At 53.0% G+C, this 21,089-nt stretch carries 16 protein-coding genes and 3 tRNA genes; 16 read left to right on the top strand and 3 right to left on the bottom strand.

Annotation, left to right across the window (positions count from 1 at the left end; all coding sequences use genetic code 11):
* Positions 1 to 5: 5 nt before the first annotated feature.
* The 4 genes from INT19_RS16380 (at position 6) to eno (ending at position 5,465) form a co-directional block, all read left to right on the top strand.
* The gene (locus INT19_RS16380; protein WP_193061516.1) at positions 6 to 1,424 is read left to right on the top strand and encodes an FAD-dependent oxidoreductase; all 1,419 of its coding nucleotides are present in this window, start codon (positions 6 to 8) and stop codon (positions 1,422 to 1,424) included.
* Between the two features lie 138 nt (positions 1,425 to 1,562).
* Positions 1,563 to 3,218, top strand: coding sequence for a CTP synthase (locus tag INT19_RS16375; protein WP_089039078.1), 1,656 nt, complete (start codon positions 1,563 to 1,565; stop codon positions 3,216 to 3,218).
* 17 nt (positions 3,219 to 3,235) lie between these two features.
* Positions 3,236 to 4,105: a 3-deoxy-8-phosphooctulonate synthase gene (kdsA, locus tag INT19_RS16370; RefSeq protein ID WP_193061515.1), complete on the top strand. Its 870-nt coding sequence runs from the start codon at positions 3,236 to 3,238 to the stop codon at positions 4,103 to 4,105.
* A 70-nt stretch (positions 4,106 to 4,175) separates the two neighbouring features.
* Positions 4,176 to 5,465, top strand: coding sequence for a phosphopyruvate hydratase (eno, locus tag INT19_RS16365; protein WP_193061514.1), 1,290 nt, complete (start codon positions 4,176 to 4,178; stop codon positions 5,463 to 5,465).
* 445 nt (positions 5,466 to 5,910) lie between these two features.
* Here eno and fdxA read toward each other — a convergent pair whose 3' ends face one another.
* Positions 5,911 to 6,234: a ferredoxin FdxA gene (gene fdxA / locus INT19_RS16360; RefSeq protein WP_009722190.1), complete on the bottom strand. Its 324-nt coding sequence runs from the start codon at positions 6,232 to 6,234 to the stop codon at positions 5,911 to 5,913.
* A 155-nt stretch (positions 6,235 to 6,389) separates the two neighbouring features.
* Complete coding sequence (gene mutS, locus INT19_RS16355) at positions 6,390 to 8,957, bottom strand: DNA mismatch repair protein MutS (RefSeq protein WP_193061513.1); 2,568 nt, start codon at positions 8,955 to 8,957, stop codon at positions 6,390 to 6,392.
* A 161-nt stretch (positions 8,958 to 9,118) separates the two neighbouring features.
* On the opposite strand from mutS, the gene INT19_RS16350 reads away from it, so the two are divergent.
* The 9 genes from INT19_RS16350 (at position 9,119) to INT19_RS16310 (ending at position 16,285) form a co-directional block, all read left to right on the top strand.
* A complete protein-coding gene (locus tag INT19_RS16350) occupies positions 9,119 to 9,652 on the top strand; it encodes a CinA family protein (protein ID WP_193061512.1) in 534 nt (177 codons plus the stop codon).
* Between the two features lie 89 nt (positions 9,653 to 9,741).
* Entirely contained in the window at positions 9,742 to 10,803 is a 1,062-nt protein-coding gene (gene recA / locus INT19_RS16345; protein ID WP_193061511.1) for a recombinase RecA, read from the top strand.
* Between the two features lie 42 nt (positions 10,804 to 10,845).
* Entirely contained in the window at positions 10,846 to 11,307 is a 462-nt protein-coding gene (locus INT19_RS16340; RefSeq protein ID WP_193061510.1) for a regulatory protein RecX, read from the top strand.
* A 169-nt stretch (positions 11,308 to 11,476) separates the two neighbouring features.
* Positions 11,477 to 14,086, top strand: a complete 2,610-nt coding sequence (alaS, locus tag INT19_RS16335) for an alanine--tRNA ligase (protein ID WP_193061509.1) — start codon at positions 11,477 to 11,479, stop codon at positions 14,084 to 14,086.
* Positions 14,087 to 14,183: 97 nt separating this feature from the next.
* A complete protein-coding gene (locus INT19_RS16330; protein WP_193061508.1) occupies positions 14,184 to 15,434 on the top strand; it encodes an aspartate kinase in 1,251 nt (416 codons plus the stop codon).
* 194 nt (positions 15,435 to 15,628) lie between these two features.
* Positions 15,629 to 15,817 (top strand): carbon storage regulator CsrA, encoded by a 189-nt coding sequence (gene csrA / locus INT19_RS16325; RefSeq protein ID WP_009722197.1) that lies wholly within the window; start codon positions 15,629 to 15,631, stop codon positions 15,815 to 15,817.
* A gap of 124 nt (positions 15,818 to 15,941) precedes the next feature.
* Positions 15,942 to 16,034, top strand: a tRNA-Ser gene (locus INT19_RS16320).
* A 29-nt stretch (positions 16,035 to 16,063) separates the two neighbouring features.
* Positions 16,064 to 16,140: transfer RNA gene (locus INT19_RS16315), tRNA-Arg, on the top strand.
* Between the two features lie 68 nt (positions 16,141 to 16,208).
* Positions 16,209 to 16,285: transfer RNA gene (locus INT19_RS16310), tRNA-Arg, on the top strand.
* Between the two features lie 151 nt (positions 16,286 to 16,436).
* Here INT19_RS16310 and INT19_RS16305 read toward each other — a convergent pair.
* Entirely contained in the window at positions 16,437 to 17,435 is a 999-nt protein-coding gene (locus INT19_RS16305; RefSeq protein WP_226912853.1) for a tRNA dihydrouridine synthase, read from the bottom strand.
* Positions 17,436 to 17,562: 127 nt separating this feature from the next.
* Here INT19_RS16305 and INT19_RS16300 point away from each other — a divergent pair, with 127 nt between their 5' ends.
* The 3 genes from INT19_RS16300 (at position 17,563) to INT19_RS16290 (ending at position 21,063) form a co-directional block, all read left to right on the top strand.
* Positions 17,563 to 17,820, top strand: coding sequence for an OadG family protein (locus INT19_RS16300; protein ID WP_089039064.1), 258 nt, complete (start codon positions 17,563 to 17,565; stop codon positions 17,818 to 17,820).
* Between the two features lie 93 nt (positions 17,821 to 17,913).
* On the top strand, positions 17,914 to 19,728 hold the full coding sequence (oadA, locus tag INT19_RS16295; protein ID WP_193061507.1) for a sodium-extruding oxaloacetate decarboxylase subunit alpha: 1,815 nt from the start codon (positions 17,914 to 17,916) through the stop codon (positions 19,726 to 19,728).
* A gap of 12 nt (positions 19,729 to 19,740) precedes the next feature.
* Positions 19,741 to 21,063, top strand: coding sequence for a sodium ion-translocating decarboxylase subunit beta (locus INT19_RS16290; protein WP_038481690.1), 1,323 nt, complete (start codon positions 19,741 to 19,743; stop codon positions 21,061 to 21,063).
* Positions 21,064 to 21,089: the final 26 nt, after the last annotated feature.

Genomic DNA, 21,089 nt, shown 5'->3' with positions numbered 1-21,089 from the left:
AAATCATGGCTAACCGTTTAAATAACGATTTCCAGTTTGTAGATGTGGGTCGTCAAGACCCACAGAAAAAAGCCGCACACACACGGTCCAAAGAGTTCGCTGAAATTTACGAGCCCTTTAAGCCTACCGATGCGGCGAGCCAGGCGCATCGTTGCCTGCACTGCGGCAATCCGTACTGCGAGTGGAAGTGCCCAGTACATAACTACATTCCCAACTGGCTTCAGCTAGTGGTGGAAGGCAATATTATTGAAGCAGCCGAGCTTTCACACAAAACCAATTCGCTGCCGGAAGTGTGTGGCCGCGTGTGCCCGCAAGATCGTTTGTGTGAGGGCGACTGTACGCTGAACGATGGCTTTGGTGCGGTTACTATTGGGTCGATAGAGAAGTACATTACCGACACCGCGTTTGCGATGGGCTGGCGTCCGGATATGTCTAAGGTGGAGTGGACCGATAAGAAGGTCGCCATCGTAGGTGCAGGGCCTGCGGGGCTTGGTTGCGCTGATATTTTGGCACGTAATGGCGTCAAGCCCGTCGTGTTTGATAAGTATCCCGAGATTGGCGGTCTGCTTACCTTCGGTATTCCAGAATTTAAACTGGAAAAGAACGTGATGGAGCGTCGGCGCGCCGTCTTTGAAGAGATGGGCGTCGAGTTTCGTCTGAATACCGAAATTGGTACCGACATCGAATTCGATACGCTACTGCAGGAGTACGATGCTGTTTTCCTGGGGATGGGCACTTACAAGTACATGGAAGGTGGCTTCCCCGGCGAAGATTTACCTGGTGTGTATAAAGCACTCGATTTCCTGATCGCCAACGTTAATCGTCGCTTAGGCTTTGAAAAGGATCCTAACGATTTTATCTCGATGGAAGGTAAGCGTGTGGTGGTGCTTGGCGGTGGTGATACGGCGATGGATTGTAATCGGACCTCGATTCGCCAGCACGCCGACAGCGTGATCTGCGCTTACCGCCGTGATGAAGAAAACATGCCCGGTTCCCGCCGTGAAGTGGCTAATGCGCGAGAAGAGGACGTTGAGTTTCTGTTCAACCGCCAGCCGGTTGCGGTGGTGGGTGAAGAGCAGGTCGAAGGGGTTAAGGTCGTGCGTACTCGTTTGGGTGAGCCCGATGAAAATGGCCGTCGACGTCCTGAAGTTGTGCCTGGGTCTGAAGAAATTATTGCCGCCGACGCAGTCGTAGTAGCTTTCGGCTTCCAGGCAAGCCCGGCGCCGTGGTTCGATAGCGCCAACATCCAGGTCGATGAGCGTGATCGCGTAAAAGCGCCAGAGCATGGCCAGTACGCCTACCAAACCAGCAATGAGAAAATTTTTGCTGGTGGCGATATGGTGCGCGGCTCTGACCTGGTGGTCACCGCGATTTACGAAGGCCGCCAAGCTGCTGAGGGGATTTTGGATTACCTAGGCGTTTAGTTTTGATAGTGAGGGGCGTCTTCGCCCCTCTGCCACCTGCAGTTCAAATTGAGCCTTTAGGCGTACTCTGCTATTCTGTCATCCCATCCTGGTGTGGCTTTCTGTTACGCCTTTTGATCACGTTTCGACAGGTTTTCCATGACACGATATATCTTCGTGACCGGCGGCGTTGTGTCCTCTCTTGGCAAGGGCATCGCGTCGGCCTCGCTGGCGGCGATTCTAGAGGCCCGCGGCCTTAAGGTCACCATGCTCAAGCTCGACCCCTACATCAACGTGGACCCGGGCACCATGAGTCCTTTCCAGCACGGCGAGGTGTTCGTCACCGAAGATGGCGCCGAGACGGACTTGGATTTAGGGCACTACGAGCGCTTTATTCGCACCAAAATGACCCAAGGGAACAACTTCACGACGGGGCGCGTGTACGAAAATGTACTGCGCAAAGAGCGCCGTGGTGATTACTTGGGCGGTACCGTTCAGGTCATCCCGCATATTACCGATGAAATCAAGCAGCGCGTCTATGCTGGCGGTGAAGGCTTTGATGTGGCGCTGGTAGAAATCGGTGGCACGGTGGGTGATATCGAATCACTGCCGTTCTTAGAGTCTATTCGTCAGATTCGTAGTGAGCTTGGCGCTAGTCGGGCGATTTACATGCACCTTACGCTGGTGCCGTATATCAAGACGGCAGGCGAGACCAAGACCAAGCCGACTCAGCACAGCGTCAAAGAGCTACGCTCGATTGGTATCCAGCCGGATATTTTGATTTGCCGTAGCGAAGTAGAGCTCGAAGAGAGCGAGCGCCGTAAAATCGCCCTGTTCACTAACGTGGAAGAGCGTGCCGTTGTACCGTTACAGGATGCCGATACTATTTATCGGATTCCGTTGATGCTTCATGAGCACGGCCTGGATGACATTGTTTGCGATAAGCTGCGTCTGGAAGCAGAGCCTGCCGACCTTTCCGAATGGGTCAAGGTGCTTGATTCCAAGTTGAATCCGCTGAAGTCGGTAAGCATTGCCATGGTCGGTAAATACATGGAGCTGCTGGACGCCTATAAGTCGCTCAACGAAGCGCTTATTCACGCAGGCATTCAAGGGCGTATTAAGGTCAATGTCGACTATATCGACTCCGAAGATATCGAGCGTCACGGTACCGAGCGGTTAGCTGGCAAAGATGCCATCCTGGTACCTGGCGGCTTTGGCGAGCGCGGTGTGGAAGGCAAAATTCTTACCGCTCAGTTCGCGCGTGAAAACAACATTCCCTACCTGGGTATTTGTTTGGGCATGCAGGTCGCGGTCATCGAATTTGCCCGCAACGTGGCTGGCTGGGAAGATGCTAACTCTACCGAGTTTACCCACGACACCAAGCACCCCGTGGTGGGCCTGATTACCGAGTGGATTAACGCTGAAGGTAAGATCGAGCTGCGTGACGCCGCGTCTGACTTAGGCGGCACCATGCGCCTAGGCGGTCAGGTCTGTCATTTGAAATCCGGAAGCAAAGCTCGCGAAGCCTACGGTGCTGATGAGATTGTCGAGCGTCATCGCCACCGCTTTGAAGTCAATAACCAGTTTATTGATGAGTTAGAGCAGGCAGGTCTGGTTATTTCTGGCAAGAGCGTCGATCAGTCCTTGGTAGAAGTCGTCGAGCTGGCTGACCACCCTTGGTACGTGGCGTGTCAATTCCATCCGGAGTTTACCTCGACACCACGTGACGGACACCCGCTGTTCTCTGGGTTTGTTAATGCTGCCTTAGAGCACAAAACGGCACGTACGCGTGCTCATACAACGACTCAGGAATAAGAGGGAGAGCGAATAACATGGCTTCGACTTCTCAATCATCCTTTCCAGAGCGTCATATTAACGTTGCCGGCCTAACCGCCGGCAATTCTTTGCCGCTAATGTTATTGGGCGGCATGAATGTGCTGGAGTCAGCGTCGCTTGCTGATGAAGTGGCGCAGGCTTACGTTAATGTGACGCAAAAGCTCGGGATGCCTTATGTCTTTAAGGCAAGCTTTGATAAAGCGAACCGTAGTTCTATCCACTCTTATCGTGGGCCTGGGATAGAAAAAGGTTTGCAGATCCTAGCGGATATTAAAGCGCGCTATGGTGTGCCCATCATTACCGACGTTCATGAGCCTTGGCAGGCAGAGCCTGCGGCAGAAGTCGCTGACATAATTCAGTTGCCAGCGTTTCTTGCCCGCCAGACCGATCTAGTGGTGGCGATGGCTAACACCGGCGCGGCGATTAATATCAAAAAACCGCAGTTTCTAGCACCTCACGAAATGCGCCATATCCTCACTAAGTTTCAGGAAGCCGGTAACGACCGTTTGATGCTATGCGAGCGTGGTACCAGCTTCGGCTACAACAACCTAGTGGTGGATATGCTGGGCGTTGGCGATATGAAACAGACCGGTTACCCGGTGTTTTTCGATGTCACCCATGCCTTGCAGCGCCCAGGTGGCCGTGCGGACAGTGCCGATGGCCGTCGAGCCCAAGTGGCAGAGTTGGCTCGTGCGGGTGTGGCCGTTGGTTTGGCGGGGATCTTCCTGGAAGCCCACCCTGACCCAGATAATGCTAAGTGCGATGGACCCTGCGCACTGCCATTAGATCAATTAGAGCCATTTTTGACTCAGCTTTCGCAGCTAGATGCCTTGGTGAAGGGGTTTACGCCTTTGACCATCCGTTAACCGCGACGGCAAATATGGTATACATTGGACCCACAATCATCCATTAGACTGACAACCAAAGGACACTGTTATGACCAAAATTGTTGAAATCAGCGCACTAGAAGTGCTCGATTCCCGCGGAAACCCGACCGTTCAGGCCATGGTTCGCCTGGAGAGTGGCGCCGTAGGTGAAGCATGTGCGCCAAGCGGTGCTTCTACAGGCTCCCGCGAAGCGCTCGAGCTGCGCGATGGCGACAAGACACGCTACCTTGGCAAAGGCGTTTTAAAAGCCGTTGAGGCCGTGAATGGCAAAATCAGTGCTGCGTTGTTGGGAATGGATGCGCGTGATCAGCGTGGGCTGGACGACGCAATGCTAGCCCTGGATGGCACTGAAAATAAGGCGAATCTGGGTGCGAACGCCATTCTGGCGGTGTCGCTGGCTGCCGCTAAAGCCGCTGCCAACGCTAAAGGTGTGCCGCTATATGCGCACATTGCCGAGCTTTATGGCCAGCCGGGGCAGTACAGCATGCCGGTACCGATGATGAACATTCTTAACGGTGGTGAGCACGCCGATAATAACGTTGATATCCAGGAATTCATGGTACAGCCAGTAGGCGCGGCAAACTTCCGTGAAGGCCTACGCATGGGTGCGGAAATTTTCCACGCGCTAAAAAAAGTACTGTCTGCTAAAGGTCTTTCTACGTCCGTGGGTGATGAAGGCGGCTTTGCTCCTAACTTGGCATCTAACGCAGATGCCCTGGCGATCATTAAGCAAGCTGTTGCTGATGCCGGTTACGCACTGGGTACAGACGTTACCTTGGCGCTAGACTGCGCGTCTTCCGAGTTCTACAAAGATGGCCAGTACAACCTTTCCGGCGAAGGTAAAAGCTACGATGCCGAAGGGTTTGCCGATTACCTGGCGGGCCTCTGTGCGGACTATCCGATCGTTTCCATCGAAGATGGTATGGATGAATCAGACTGGGCGGGCTGGAAAGCACTGACTGACAAGCTAGGCGACAAAGTACAGCTGGTTGGCGACGATTTGTTTGTTACCAATACCAAGATTCTTAAGCGTGGTATCGACGAGCAAATTGGTAATTCGATTCTGATCAAATTCAACCAGATTGGCTCGCTGTCTGAAACGCTGGATGCGATCAAAATGGCCCAGGACGCTGGTTTTACCGCGGTTATTTCACACCGTAGTGGTGAAACTGAAGATACCACGATTGCCGATTTGGCCGTGGGCACTTGTGCAGGCCAAATTAAAACGGGCTCTCTGTGTCGTTCCGACCGCGTCGCGAAATATAACCGCCTGCTCGTCATCGAAGCGGAGTTGGGCGATGTGGCTTACCCTGGCTTGAAAGCCATTAAAGGGCAGTAAGCGCAAATGGGCGTCGGCGTGTAAGAGATGTCTCAAGATTTTGTAAGAGATATCTTACAAATGCCGGCGCTAATCGCTTAATTGCTTTTTTGTTTTAGTTTATGTTTTTGATTTTTATGAGTTTTTGATAACGGGCGAGCCGCAGTGGCTCGCCCGTTGCCGTTTTGGTCTGCTTGAGTTGTGATGGCTTTCTGCCACAATGCATTCAGGACAGGGGAGGCAAGGATGCTTCAGGCAGGATGCAACGGGATGCAGGTCAGATACGCTAGGTGACACAGTGATGTGGGTTCTGGCAAGGATGTTATCTGAGGAGTTTGACACAGGGAGTGGTCAGAGGAAGTGCTTGGAGCGGGCGGCCTACGGGCCGCCTTTTTTTGTATGCCCAGCCCGTGGCACACAAAAAAACCAGCGCGAACGCTGGTCTGAAAATGCGTGGCTTCTAAGATTAGCGTTCGAGCTTCTCCAGCTTACCTGTTTTGCCATCCCACTCTTCTGCATCGGGCAGCGGATCTTTTTTCTCGGCAATATTCGGCCATACATCGGCTAATTCAGCATTAATTTCTATAAACTGCTCTTGGCCATCCGGTAGCTCATCTTCTGAGAAGATAGCTTCTGCGGGGCACTCCGGTTCACACAGGGCGCAGTCAATACACTCGTCTGGGTGAATGACCAGGAAGTTGGGGCCTTCGTAGAAGCAGTCGACCGGGCAGACTTCAACACAGTCGGTGTATTTGCACTGGATGCAGTTCTCGGTAACGACAAACGTCATCTTGCTATCCCTCTTGCGGGACCGGGAGCTTCCCGGTCGTGGTCAATAGTTAATGGTTATAAATCGGCCGTTTCTTATAAGATAAAACAGTATGGGCGACATTCTAGTGGTGCCCTTACGCGGCGGCAAGCGCTCATGGCTTTCCTTTCATACCATTACAGTAGCTCTCGCCACTGATATAGCAGCGCTAGCGCTTCGCGGGGTGTTAAATCGTCTACATCGGCCTTGCCTAACGCTTCCACCACCGGGTGCGGTGCGCTGGCGAACAAGTCGTTTTGTTGCGGTGCTGTAGAAGCGCCGCTTGGGCGCTGCAACTCATCCACATCGCGCTGCTCGAGGGCCATTAGTTTTTCACGGGCTCTGCGTATCACATGGTTGGGAACACCTGCCAACTGGGCTACCTGTAAGCCATAGCTCTGACTCGCAGGACCCGCTTCGATACGGTGCATAAACACGATGCTGTCGCCGTGCTCGGTGGCTGTTAGGTGAATATTTGCCACACCCTCGGCTTGTTCCGGCAGTGCGGTCATTTCAAAATAGTGCGTGGCAAATAGGGTGAGTGCCTTTGCTTCGGCTAGGTATTCAGCACTTGCCCAGGCCAGTGAAAGGCCGTCAAAAGTGCTGGTACCACGGCCAATCTCATCCATTAACACCAAGCTATGTTCGGTAGCATTGTGCAAAATATTAGCGGTTTCGGTCATTTCTACCATAAATGTAGAGCGACCACCCGCTAGATCATCTGACGAGCCTATGCGGGTAAAAATACGATCTACAGGGCCTATTTCAGCGCTATCGGCGGGTACGAAGCTGCCGCTATGCGCCAACAGCGCGATGAGCGCGGTCTGGCGCATATAGGTTGATTTACCGCCCATGTTGGGGCCGGTGATAATCAGCATGTGCTGATCAGGTGTTAGCGTGACATCGTTGGGCACAAACGGTGTATCGCTGACATGTTCGACCACGGGGTGCCGTCCAGCGGTAATTCTAAGGCCAGTGGCATCCCGTAGCTGGGGCCTTACCCAATTGAGTGCCTCAGCACGCTCGGCAAAGGCGCAGAGTACGTCAAGTTCAGCCAATGCCCGCGAGGTGTTTTGCAGTGCGTGAAGCGCCGCGTTGAGCTCACCCATCAGGCGTTCGTAGAGCCACTTCTCACGCGTGAGGGCTCTGGACTTGGCCGAGAGTGCTTTATCTTCAAACTCTTTAAGTTCTGGAATAATAAAGCGTTCAGCATTTTTTAGCGTTTGACGACGGATGTAGTCGGCGGGCGCCTGCTGAGCCTGAGAGCGAGGTAGTTCAATAAAGTAGCCATGAACCCGGTTATAGCCGACTTTTAAATTGGCCAGGCCAGTGCGTTCGCGCTCGCGCAGCTCCAACTGCACTAAGTACTCACCGGCATTCTCAGCCATGCCACGGTGCTCATCTAGCTCGGCGTCAAAGCCGTTCGCAATCACGCCGCCATCGCGAATGACTACCGGAGGATTCTCAACCAACGCGCGAGTTAAGGTATCGGCTATTTCTGGGTAGGGGCGAATGTGAGGTTTAAGACCATCGATAGCGCTACCACTATCAATTTCGCTTAGCAATTGCTCAAGTGCGGGTAGCGTTACCAGGGCGTCGCGCAGGCGCGCCAAATCCCGAGGGCGCGCGCTATACAGTGCGACGCGGGCCAGGATGCGCTCGACGTCGCCTACATCACTCAACGTATCGCGTAGCGGTAGGTAAGCTGCTTCAATAGAGAGCAACGCCACGCCAGCGTGACGTCCTTCCACGACATTACGCTGGCGCAGCGGGCGGTTAAGCCAGCGCTTTAGTAATCGCGAACCCATCGCGGTGGTGCAGGTGTCTAACACGCTGGCCAGGGTGTTATCGCTGTTGCCGCCGAGATTAATATCAATTTCCAGATTGCGCCGACTGGCCGCGTCAATCACTACGGCATCATCGCGGTTTTCGACGCTAATGGCCGTTACGTGGGGCAGTCGTGAACGTTGGGTGTCTCGGGCATAATCGATTAGTACGCCCGCCGCGATGAGTGCGCTGGTTAAGTGCGCACAACCAAAGCCGCGTAAATCCTGGACTTCAAATTGATCGCACAGGCTGCGCGTGGCGCTGTCTAAGTCAAACAGCCACTCCCCTTGGCGTCTTAGGCTGCGCTTTTGTGACCATGCGTCGGGCAAGGTCAAGCTTTCGGGCACTAACAGTTCGGCAGGCGACAGGCGGGTTAGCTCTGCCTGCATCTCGGCTTCACTTTCTACTTCCAAGACATTGAAGCGCCCACTAGAAAGCTCCAGCCATGCAAGGCCCCAGCCATCTTTGCCGGGCGCAACAGCGACCAGCACGTTATCTCGGCGAGCATCCAGTAAGGCTTCATCGTGAAGCGTGCCAGGGGTGACAATGCGCACTACTTGTCGATCAACGGGGCCTTTGCTTGTGGCAGGGTCGCCGATTTGCTCGCAGATAGCGACGGATTCACCAGCTGACACCAAACGGGCTAAATAGCCTTCAGCGCTATGGTAGGGCACGCCTGCCATAGGAATAGGTTTACCGCCTGATTGGCCGCGCTGGGTAAGGGTGATATCCAGCAGCATTGCGGCGCGCTTGGCATCATCGAAAAATAGCTCGTAAAAATCCCCCATCCGGTAAAACAGAAGTACCTCTGGGTGATCGCGTTTGATCTTAAGATATTGCGCCATCATTGGCGTATGAGCGGGGCTGGCCTGTGACATGGGCGTCCTGGTTGAGCGTTGCGCAAGCAGTCTCAGCTTGCGGCATGTTCTTTGGCAGTTACTTTAAACGACTTCTTTGGGCAATTTCTTTGAGCAATTTCTTTGAGAAAGTTAAACACGGTATTCTACGCTGAACTGAGGTCTCACATGAAGGAGTCACCATGGCACCTAGCGTTTCAAGCCTGAAGAATCTTGACCTATCACTGCTCGCTCAGCGGTTGGGAAGGCTGTGTCAGCAGCTTGGGGTTGAAGTTTCCACAGCAGAGTCCTGTACAGGCGGCGGTATCGCCAGCGCAATTACCTCTGTGGCAGGTAGCTCTGCGTATTTTACAGCAGGCTACGTAACCTACTCCAATGCTGCTAAAACGCGTATGTTGGATGTGCCCGAGACGCTTATCGAAGCCCATGGCGCGGTCAGCGAGCAAGTAGTTAATGCAATGGTTAAGGGGGCTTGCTTAGCAAGTGGGGCTGATTTAGCGGTTGCCGTCAGTGGGGTGGCGGGCCCTGATGGTGGCAGTCAAGAGAAGCCTGTTGGTACCGTATGGCTTTCCTGGGGCAGTGCAGAAAGCCAACAGGCAGCGTGTTTCCACTTTCACGGCGACCGACAGGCGGTACGCGAACAAGCCGTACGTGAAGCATTGGCAGGCCTAGTTGCGCGCTTGACGGCCCAGGCCAACGGCAGTGAAAAGAAATAAACATTAAATATGGTGCTGAGGATTTGTTTAGCCGCTAATCTTTGGCATACTACTGGCTAATTATACAGTTTGTAATGAGGAATTTCTGCATGGCTCAGGATGACAACCGCACCAAAGCGCTAAATGCTGCACTTAGCCAGATTGATCGCCAGTTTGGTAAGGGGACCGTTATGCGCCTTGGCGATGCACCGCGCGTAATAATGCCGTCTGTCTCCACCGGTTCATTGGGGCTTGATATTGCGCTTGGTATCGGCGGGTTGCCGTTTGGGCGCGTATGTGAAATTTATGGCCCAGAGTCATCAGGTAAAACGACTCTGACCCTGTCAGTCATTGCGCAGGCGCAAAAACAGGGCAAAGTATGTGCGTTCGTCGATGCAGAGCACGCTCTGGACCCAAGCTATGCAGAAAAGCTCGGGGTTAATCTAGACGACTTGCTGGTTTCCCAGCCTGATACCGGTGAGCAAGCGCTGGAAATTACCGACATGTTGGTACGGTCCGGCGGGGTAGATGTGATCGTGATCGACTCCGTGGCTGCATTAACGCCGCGTGCTGAAATCGAAGGCGAAATGGGCGACTCCCACGTTGGTCTTCAAGCACGCTTAATGTCTCAGGCATTGCGTAAAATTACCGGTAATATCAAAAACGCCAATTGTTTAGTGGTGTTTATCAACCAGATCCGCATGAAGATCGGCGTAATGTTCGGTTCGCCCGAAACCACGACCGGCGGTAATGCGCTTAAATTCTACGCCAGCGTACGCCTGGATATTCGGCGTACAGGCTCCGTAAAATCGGGTGATGAAGTTACTGGTAACGAAACCCGTGTGAAGGTAGTTAAAAACAAAGTGGCGCCGCCATTCCGCCAGGCTGAGTTCCAAATTCTCTACGGTAAGGGTATCTACCATGCGGGCGAGGTGATTGATCTGGGCGTCCAGTGCAGCTTGGTAGACAAGGCGGGCGCGTGGTACAGCTATAAAGGCAAAAAGATTGGTCAGGGCAAAGCCAATGCAGCTCAGTATTTAGAAGAGCACCCTGAAACCATGGAAGAGATTGAAGCGCAAATCCGAGCGCAACTGCTTGCTCCCCCGGATGTAAAAAAAGAAGAAGCTCCTGAGGCAGATGTTGCCGCTGAGAGCGATGATGATTTGCTGTAAGCCTCTTTATGATGCTGTTCTCTAAACCGTTGAGTAAACGCTATGTTTTCTTCCAGCGGTGAGTTAACGCCGCGTGAAGTAGCGATTCAAATGCTGTCTCGGCGCGAGTACTCTCGTGCTGAGCTAGCGCGCAAGTTGCAGCAAAAATCATTTCAGCCTGATGAGATTGATGTCTGTCTGAATAGCTTAGAAGAGCAGAACTTACAGTCCGATGAACGTTTTGCTGAAAGCTTTATACGTTCACGGATTCTTCGTGGGCAAGGGGTTATTCGCATTAAGGGCGAACTGCGCCTGCGGGGCGTAGATCAAGAAACGTCAACGACGGCTTTTGCCACAGTAGAAGAGCGCGAGGCCGTAGATTGGTTTGAGCTAGCTCGCGATACCTTGGCTCGGCGCTTTTCCTCGCCAGGTGATACTCCCAAAGAGCGTGCTAAACGCGAGCGTTTTCTCGCCACACGCGGCTTTAATTTTGAACAAATCCGCTACGCGTTGTCTTGCTTGTAACTTCCCTTATATAAGCCTTCTCCGGGTGTTTTTTCACCCTCTGTTTTAGTTCTGCCACTAACTGCGGCTTTAGTCGTTTGACAACTGCGTTATAATGCACCTTTTGCGACCCCAGCGGGTGGCGGCGATAGCGCCCTGGGGCATCATGCTTTCTTGTCACGGATACCCTATGAAAAGCGCAGAGATCAGACAGGCCTTTTTATCTTTTTTTGAAAAGCAGGGGCATACTATTGTGCCCACCAGCTCTCTAGTGCCGGGCAATGACCCGACGCTGCTCTTCACCAATGCAGGCATGGTGCCCTTCAAAGACGTTTTTCTTGGCCGTGACCCGCGACCCTATGTACGCGCCACGTCAGCCCAGCGCTGCGTGCGTGCTGGCGGTAAGCACAACGATCTAGATAACGTTGGCTACACGGCGCGTCACCACACGTTTTTTGAAATGCTGGGTAACTTCAGCTTTGGTGACTACTTTAAGCGTGATGCCATTCGCTTTGCCTGGACATTTCTGACGGAAACGTTGGGCCTGCCCAAAGAGAAGCTCTGGGTCACGGTGCATATCAGTGACGATGAAGCCGAGCGTATCTGGAAAGATGAGATTGGCATTGACCCTGAGCGTTTCTCAAAGCTTGATGAAGATAATTTCTGGCAAATGGGCGACACCGGTCCTTGTGGCCCCAGCTCTGAAATCTTTTTTGATCATGGTCCAGAAGTATGGGGTGGCCCGCCTGGCAGCCCTGAAGAAGATGGCGATCGCTACATCGAAATCTGGAACCTGGTGTTCATGCAGTTCGATCGTGATGCCGCTGGAACATTGAATCCGCTGCCTAAGCCTTCTATCGATACGGGAATGGGCTTGGAGCGGGTGGCTGCTGTAATGCAGGGCGTTCACTCCAACTACGAGATCGATCTGTTCCAAAACCTGCTGAAAGCTGCTGCTGAATCGACAGGCCATGGTGACACCACGACGCCTTCGTTACGCGTGATTGCCGACCATATTCGCTCTTGTGCCTTCTTGATTACAGACGGCGTTCTGCCTTCCAACGAAGGGCGCGGCTATGTGCTACGTCGGATTATTCGCCGGGCGATTCGCCATGGGCATAAACTGGGTGCTTCCGAGCCGTTTTTCCACAAGCTGGTAACCGCACTAGATGCTGAGATGGGCGACGCCTATCCTGAATTGCGTGAAGCGAGCGAACAAATTACCCGCGTGCTGCTTAAAGAAGAGGAGCAGTTTGCTCGCACGTTGGACCATGGCATGGGGCTGTTGAATGCGGCGCTTGAAGAGCTGCAGGGTGACATGCTACCTGGCGAAACCGTCTTTAAGCTTTACGATACCTACGGTTTCCCCTTCGACCTGACGGCGGATGTATGCCGTGAGCGTGAAGTCACACTGGATGAAGCCGGTTTTCAGCGCGAGCTAGAAGCGCAACGTGAACGTGCGCGGGCGGCCAGCCAGTTTGGCGCTGACTACAGCGCTGCTATTGACCTGGAGGGTGAAACCCAGTTTACAGGTTACGAACATCTGGCCGACCAAGCGACAGTTACTGCCATCGTGGATAGCGAAGGTAATGCGTTAGCGGCTCTGGAAGCTGGCCAGAAAGGCACTGTTGTACTGGACCGTACGCCATTCTATGGTGAATCGGGCGGCCAGGTGGGCGACACCGGTTACTTATATGTTGATGGCGGTCGCTTCCAGGTAACCGACACGCAGAAACAGAGTGGCCACCACCTTCACCAAGGCATTATGGTCGATGGCGCGTTGAGCGTCGGCGCTAACGTGCGAGGCGAGGTGGATGCCAGCTTGCGTAGCGCGACCATCCGTAATCACTCGGCGACTCACTTGCTGCATAAAGCACTGCGTATGGTGCTGGGTGATCATGTTCAGCAAAAAGGCTCACTGGTAAACGCAGAGCGCCTGCGCTTTGACTTTAGCCACTTCGAGCCGATGACCGCAGAGCAAATAGCGGAAGTAGAGCGGCTGGTAAATGAGCAGATCTTAGCGAATGCGCCGACCAAAACGGAGCAGATGAGCCTTGCAGAGGCGAAGGCAAAAGGGGCGGCCGCGCTATTTGAAGCTAAGTATGCCGATAACGTGCGGGTGCTGACCATTGGCGCTGATGACCTCTCTATCGAGCTGTGTGGTGGTACTCACGTGAACCGTAGTGGTGATATTGGTTGTTGCCATGTGGTGAGCGAAGTAGGTATCGCTTCTGGCGTGCGTCGTATTGAAGCGATTACCGGTGAAAATGCGCTGGCTTACTTCCGTGAGCAGGAAGCTCGTGTTCAGCGGCTTGGCGAACGACTGAAAACCAAGCCCGAGCAAGTGGAAGCTCGGGTTGAATCGCTGGTTGAGCGTAACCGCGCGCTGGAAAAAGAGCTTGAGCAACTTAAAGCGAAGCTGGCAAGCGCTGCGGGCAGTGACATGCTTAGCCAGGTGCAAGAGATCAACGGTGTTAAGTTACTGGTCACCCAGCTTGAGGGTGTTTCGGGTAAAGATTTACGTGGCGTACTTGATCAGTTGAAAAACAAGCTTGGCTCAGGCGTTATCCTGCTTGGGGTTGCGGATACCGCGGCAGGTAAGGTGAGCTTGATTGCTGGGGTTACCCAGGACTTAATCGGCCGCGTAAAAGCGGGTGAATTAGTCAATCATGTGGCTTCGCAGGTAGGTGGAAAGGGTGGTGGTCGCCCGGATATGGCTCAAGCGGGTGGAAGTTTACCCGATGCCTTGCCAGCAGCATTAAGCAGCGTGCCGGCTTGGCTGGAAAATACGCTTAGCTAATTACAAAGGCCGGTGGCACTATTTGCTACCGGCTTTTTGTTAAATAGCAATAACAATACTCACTCTCCATTCCCGAACCTATAGGAAAAAACGGCATATGGCATTATACGTACAGAAGTTCGGCGGCACCTCTGTGGGCTCTGTCGACCGTATCAAGGCCGTGGCGGAAAAGGTTAAAGGCTTTCGCGATCAAGGCCACCAAGTTGTAGTGGTGGTGTCCGCGATGAGCGGAGAGACCAACCGCCTGACGGATATGGCAAACGCAATCAATGATGACCCAGCGCCGCGTGAAATGGACATGCTGCTCTCAACGGGCGAGCAGGTGACCATTTCGCTGATGGCAATGGCGCTTCAGCAGATAGGTGTTTCTGCTACTTCTCATACGGGGGCTCAAGTCGGCATTCACACCGATAGCGCCCACACCAAAGCACGTATTCGGCGCATTGAAACCGATGACCTGAAAGCTGACCTTGATAAAGGCAAAGTGGTTGTGGTGGCTGGCTTCCAGGGTGTCGATGAAGACGGCAATATTACGACGCTTGGGCGTGGTGGTTCTGATACCACAGGTGTTGCGCTTGCTGCGGCGCTTGGTGCTGATGAGTGTCAGATATACACCGATGTTGATGGTGTTTACACCACAGACCCTCGCGTGTGTTCCAAGGCTCAGCGCCTTGAGAGCATTACCGTGGAAGAGATGCTTGAACTCGCAAGCCTGGGCTCCAAAGTTCTACAGATTCGCGCCGTCGAATTTGCGGGCAAGTACAACGTACCACTTCGCGTGCTGTCGAGCTTTGAAGATGGCCCCGGCACCCTAATTGTTGCAGACGCAGACCAAGACGAGGACGCTATGGAAGAACCGCTAATCTCCGGTATCGCTTTTACTAAAAACGAAGCTAAATTAACCCTGTTGAATACGCCTGATGTGCCAGGTGTCGCGTCGCGTATTCTTGGTCCTATCGCCGATGCCAATATCGAAGTCGATATGATTGTGCAAAACGTGGCGCCTGCTGGTGATTACACCGACTTCACCTTTACCGTTGCTAAAGGCGATTACAAAGCGACCAAGAAGTTACTTGAAGAGACAGTAATTCCTGACTTGGGTGGCGGCGAGCTACGTGGCGATGACAACATTGCCAAAGTATCGCTTGTGGGTGTTGGTATGCGCTCTCATGCCGGTGTTGCTTCTAAAATGTTCCGTGTTTTGGCCGACGAGAACGTCAATATCCGTATGGTTTCCACGTCTGAAATTAAAATTTCCGTCGTTATTGATGAAAAGCATATGGAGCTTGCGGTTAATGCCTTGCACAAAGCATTCGGTTTAGATAGGTCTGATATCGAATCTGAATAACAATTGCGCACTAAACCTTCTACGCTGAAGGATACTTGCTGCCGTGTGGTGGTGAGCTTTCTTTCAACGGGAGGTTAGGGTGTCATAGGAGCTTGAGCCATTGGTGGTGGCGGCACCCATACCGCATAATAGTGTGGTGCCGCTTTGAGCGGACACATCCCGTTGTATAAAAACGTCTGAGAAGGAGATCAGCCATGCTCATCCTAACCCGCCGTGTCGGCGAAACACTGATGATAGGTGATGAGATCACCGTTACAGTGTTAGGTGTGAAAGGTAATCAAGTACGTATTGGTGTTAACGCACCAAAAGACGTTGCGGTTCACCGTGAAGAGATTTACCAACGCATTCAGCGTGAACGCAACAGCGAAAGCGAATCTGAGTAAATGGTTGTCTGTGTTGCGTCTACTACAAGGCGTTTAAGCGGTAACTACGGAGCGGTGCGAAAAAAATTGGCGTAGGGCTGGACAGCAGTCGTCAAAATCGGTAATATTCGCGCCGTGCCGTTGAGGAGAGGTGGCCGAGTGGCTGAAGGCGCTCCCCTGCTAAGGGAGTATAGGGTTTATAGCCCTATCGAGGGTTCGAATCCCTCTCTCTCCGCCAACTGCATAAAGCAACATCAATTTGGATAAGCGCCCGTAGCTCAGCTGGATAGAGTACCTGACTACGAATCAGGGGGTCGGAGGTTCGAATCCTCCCGGGCGCGCCAGCTTGAATTAAGAAGTTATTGATGTTACTATGTTTTTTATTCGCGAAGGCGATATTAAAAACTGTTAAGCGCCCGTAGCTCAGCTGGATAGAGTACCTGACTACGAATCAGGGGGTCGGAGGTTCGAATCCTCCCGGGCGCGCCAAATTCGAAAAACCCGCTTTCTATTGAAAGCGGGTTTTTTCTTTTCTAGCCTGGCCATGGTGGCTCGTACTTTGGTCTTGCGATCGTTTAAAGCGCCCTTCTGTGCACAGCAGAAGGGCGCTTTTTTTATTCTAATTTAATGCCGAAGCGACTTATGCGGGCTCGCAGCAAAGTGATGTGCTGGGAATCAGGTTGTTAAGCAGTGTATCGAGATCCGTAAGGCGTTTCAGGCGCTGAAAGTGATGATTCGCTTCGCTATTGCCTTGGCGCATTTGTGCTAGCCACTGCTTGACGAGTGACACTACTACTCGATCTGGTAGTTGTCGCCGCTGTAAGTCGGCGTATCGCTTTAGCACGTTGGCACGCATTGTCCAGGTGGTGTCAGGGAGGCGCTCTCCTGTGCGCTGCCAATGGCGTATGCGAGCTGCAAGCCATGGGTCTGAGAGAGCGCTACGGCCAAGCATGACATCCTCGCAACCTGATAGCGTGCGAGCCTTCCAGTAGTCCTCTAGTGTCCAAATATCGCCGTTTGCAACGACAGGGATTGATACCTGGTGGCGAACTTTGCCAATCCACTCCCAATGTGCAGGTGGGCGATAGCCTTCATCTCGTGTGCGGCCATGGACAACAAGCTGTGCAGCGCCGCCAGCTTCTGTGGCCTGGGCGCAAGCGACTGCTAAGCGACGATCAGAAAAGCCAAGGCGGATTTTAGCCGTCACTGGAATTTCGCCGTCTAATGCTTCGGCGACCGCTTTTACGGCGCGATAGACGCGATCTGGCTGGCGAAGTAGCGATGCGCCACCATCATGACGATTAACCAGTTTGGCGGGACAGCCAAAGTTAAGGTCAACGCTGATAGCGCCCAGCGAGAGCGCCTGTTGCGCATTGCTGGCTAGCGCCACGGGGTCTGATCCCAAAAGCTGCAAATGCACGGGAACGCCGCTAGGGGTGGCGACGCTGCCTGCTGACAGTTCGGGGCAATGTTTATAGAACACGCGAGGGGGGAGTCGTGTGTCGACCACCCTGACAAACTCAGTCACTGCCCAGTCAAAACCTGCCTGCTGAGTCAGTAAATCACGCGTTAAGGCGTCGATGACACCTTCCATAGGCGCTAGGCCTATCCTGCCTTTATGTAGTAAATTAACAACCATGACTTCCACTATGGCGCGATTGCAATCTATCCTGGATGTGGCAGGTTAGTGTATTAGCCTCACTGCGCCAAGCGCCTTTAGAGGCTATTGGTGTGCCGAAAAGCATTTGAAAGAGGGGGAATGCGGTATGCAAGAGTCAGAGTTGCTCCAGGAAGGGCTTGCCCTTATGGGGTTGGGTATGGGTTTTGTATTTGTTTTTCTTACGGTTTTGGTAATTAGCGTTACGCTAATGTCGAAGTTGATTAGCCGTTTTCAGCCTGCTCCTATAGCAGCGCCAAGCGGTCGAAATAATGCAAAACCATCTGCACCGAAAGGCCAGGATGATGAAGTCAGGGCAGTGATTAGTGCTGCAGTGCACCGTTATCGTTCTTCGCGCCGTAAGTAAGGCCCTAGTTTTGTAGCTATCCTACCGCTCAATTACTATTTATTTTGTTAAATTTACTACAAATCCATAACGTGAAAATTGTGAGCCACGACCATGAATGAAACAAAACGTCCTCTGGGGATCACTGATGTTGTTCTTCGCGATGCCCATCAATCGCTGTTTGCCACCCGTTTGCGTCTTGATGACATGCTACCGATTGCCGAAAAACTCGACAATGTTGGCTATTGGTCATTAGAGACTTGGGGTGGAGCAACGTTTGATTCATGCATTCGCTATTTGGGTGAAGACCCTTGGGAGCGTATTCGGGCACTGAAAGAGGCGATGCCGAATACACCTCAAGCGATGTTGTTGCGTGGCCAAAACTTATTAGGCTATCGCCACTACGCCGATGACGTGGTTGATAAATTTGTCGAGCGCGCCAAGACTAACGGGGTTGATGTGTTCCGCGTGTTTGACGCGATGAATGACCCGCGTAATCTTGAGCGTGCTATCAAGGCGGTTCGCCAAGTAGGTGGACATGCGCAAGGCACCATCTCTTATACGGTTAGCCCGGTACATACCCTGGATAGCTGGGTAGAGCTCGCTAAAACCATTGCCGCAATGGGCGCTGACTCACTGGCTATCAAGGATATGGCGGGGCTTCTGACGCCTTATATTGCCTATGATCTTGTCACGCGGTTGAAAAAAGAGCTGTCTATTCCCGTTCACTTGCATTGTCATGCGACTACCGGGTTGTCGACCTCGACAATTTTGAAAGCCGTCGAGGCAGGCGTCGATAATGTCGATACTGCGATCTCTTCCATGTCCATGACGTATGGTCATAGTCCGACTGAGTCTGTCGTGGCCATGCTCAAAGATACCGATCGTGATACCGGCCTTGACCTGGAATTGTTGGAAGATATCGCCAGCTATTTCCGTGAAGTGCGCAAAAAGTACGCGGTGTTCGAAGGCTCGTTGCGCGGTATTGACTCACGCATTTTGATTGCCCAAGTGCCTGGCGGCATGCTCACCAACATGGAAGGCCAGCTTAAAGAGCAGGGCGCTGGCGATAAGCTAGACGACGTGTTGAGTGAAATCCCCCGCGTACGCGAAGACCTTGGCTTTATTCCTCTGGTGACGCCGACCTCCCAGATTGTGGGTACTCAAGCTGTGATGAACGTCATGATGGGCGAACGTTACAAGTCCATCTCCAAAGAAGTTCAGGCACTGTTAAAAGGTGAGTACGGCTCCGCGCCCGCGCCGTTTAATGCTGAGCTGCAAAAACGCGTGCTTGAAGGCGGCGAGCCGATCACCTGCCGCCCGGCAGATAACTTGTCGCCAGAAATGGATCGACTAGCTGCCGAGCTTAAAGAAAAAGCGAGCGCAGACAGCATTCGTATTGCCGGCGGCGAGCAGGGAATAGATGACGTGCTGACCTACGCGCTGTTCCCGCAAATTGGTCTGAAATTCCTTAAAAATCGTGACAACCCGGATGCCTTCGAACCTGCCCCTCAAGTGGCTGAGGCGAAAAGCGCTAACGTACCGGCAAAAGCCGCAAACAAAGCGCCAGCGGTTTCGAGTGGCCCGGAAACGTACACCGTTAAGCTCAATGGCAAAGCGTTTGTAGTGGAAGTGTCTGAAGGTGGCGAGATAGGCGCGGTGCAGGAACAGGCGGCAGTGAGTACTAACGCACCCCAAGAGGAAACGCTTGCATCTAGTGGAGAAAGCATTGATGCACCGCTTGCTGGCAATATCTTCAAGGTCAATGTACGCCCGGGTGACCAAGTAGCGGATGGCGATGTGGTGATTATTTTGGAAGCCATGAAAATGGAAACCGAAGTGCGCGCCAGTAGTGCCGGTACCGTATCGAAAGTTAACGTCAGCGAGGGTGACAGCGTCACCGTCGGCGATTCGCTGATCGAGCTTTAAGGGCATTTGGCAATGGAAAAACTAATTACCTTATGGGAGGGCTCGGGGCTTTATAACCTTGAGCTTGGTCAGGCGGCCATGATTTTGGTAGGGCTTGGGCTGCTCTATCTTGCCATTCACAAGAAGTTTGAGCCGTTGCTGCTGGTGCCAATTGGGTTTGGCGGCATTCTTGCCAATATCCCTGAGGCGGGCTTGGCAATCTCAGCGCTCGATCAAGCGATTGAGGTGGCAAAACCTGCTGTGCTGCAGCAGATAGCTTCCGTACTGGGGGCTACCCTTGATCCATTAAGTGGTGTAGAAGCTTGGCGAGAGTCGCTTAAAGCGATTGCCCACGACGCAGCGGCTCCCGATCAATTACGTGCGGCAAAGGATATTGCGGTTGGCGTAGGTTATAGCGATGGGATGCTCTATAACTTCTATAAAGTAGCGATTGCCTCTGGTATTGCGCCACTGATTATCTTTATGGGCGTGGGGGCCATGACCGACTTCGGCCCGTTACTGGCTAACCCGCGGACGCTCTTTTTAGGCGCGGCTGCTCAGTTTGGCATTTTTGCCACACTGTTTGGTGCTGTGATGCTGACCTCGCTGGGGGTGATGGACTTTTCCCTTAATCAAGCGGCCGCCATTGGTATTATCGGCGGTGCTGATGGTCCAACGTCTATTTATGTATCAAGCGTATTGGCTCCTGAGTTGCTGGGTGCTATCGCAGTAGCGGCGTACGCCTACATGGCGCTGGTGCCGCTGATTCAACCGCCGATTATGCGCCTGCTGACCACGCAGAAAGAGCGTCAAATTAAGATGACGCAGCTGCGTCCGGTATCCAAGCTGGAAAAGATCGTTTTCCCGCTGATGCTATTGATTGCCGTCGCGCTTTTCCTACCTGATGCAGCGCCGCTGTTAGGGATGTTCTGCTTTGGTAACTTGATGCGTGAGTGCGGTGTGGTTGAGCGCTTATCGGATACAGCGCAAAACGCTCTGATCAATATCGTGACGATTATCTTAGGGCTATCGGTTGGTTCCAAGCTGATGGCAGATAGCTTTCTGGCATTCGAAACGCTGGGTATCTTGGGCCTGGGTATTGTGGCGTTTGGTATTGGCACGGCCGCAGGCGTGTTGATGGCGAAGCTGATGAACCTGGTCAGCAAAATGCCGATTAATCCGCTGATTGGTGCCGCAGGTGTTTCGGCAGTGCCGATGGCCGCGCGAGTGGCTAATAAGGTTGGCTTGGAGTCGAACCCGCATAACTTCCTGCTAATGCATGCCATGGGTCCTAATGTGGCAGGTGTTATCGGTTCTGCTGTTGCGGCGGGTGTGATGATTAAATACTTAGGTTAAAACCCGCTAGCAGTGCCATTGCGCAG

It is taken from the genome of Halomonas sp. 3A7M (assembly GCF_014897875.1).
Taxonomy (GTDB): domain Bacteria; phylum Pseudomonadota; class Gammaproteobacteria; order Pseudomonadales; family Halomonadaceae; genus Vreelandella.
Note: the sequence above shows the minus strand (reverse complement) of the source record. Positions and strands in the feature narration are given on the sequence as shown.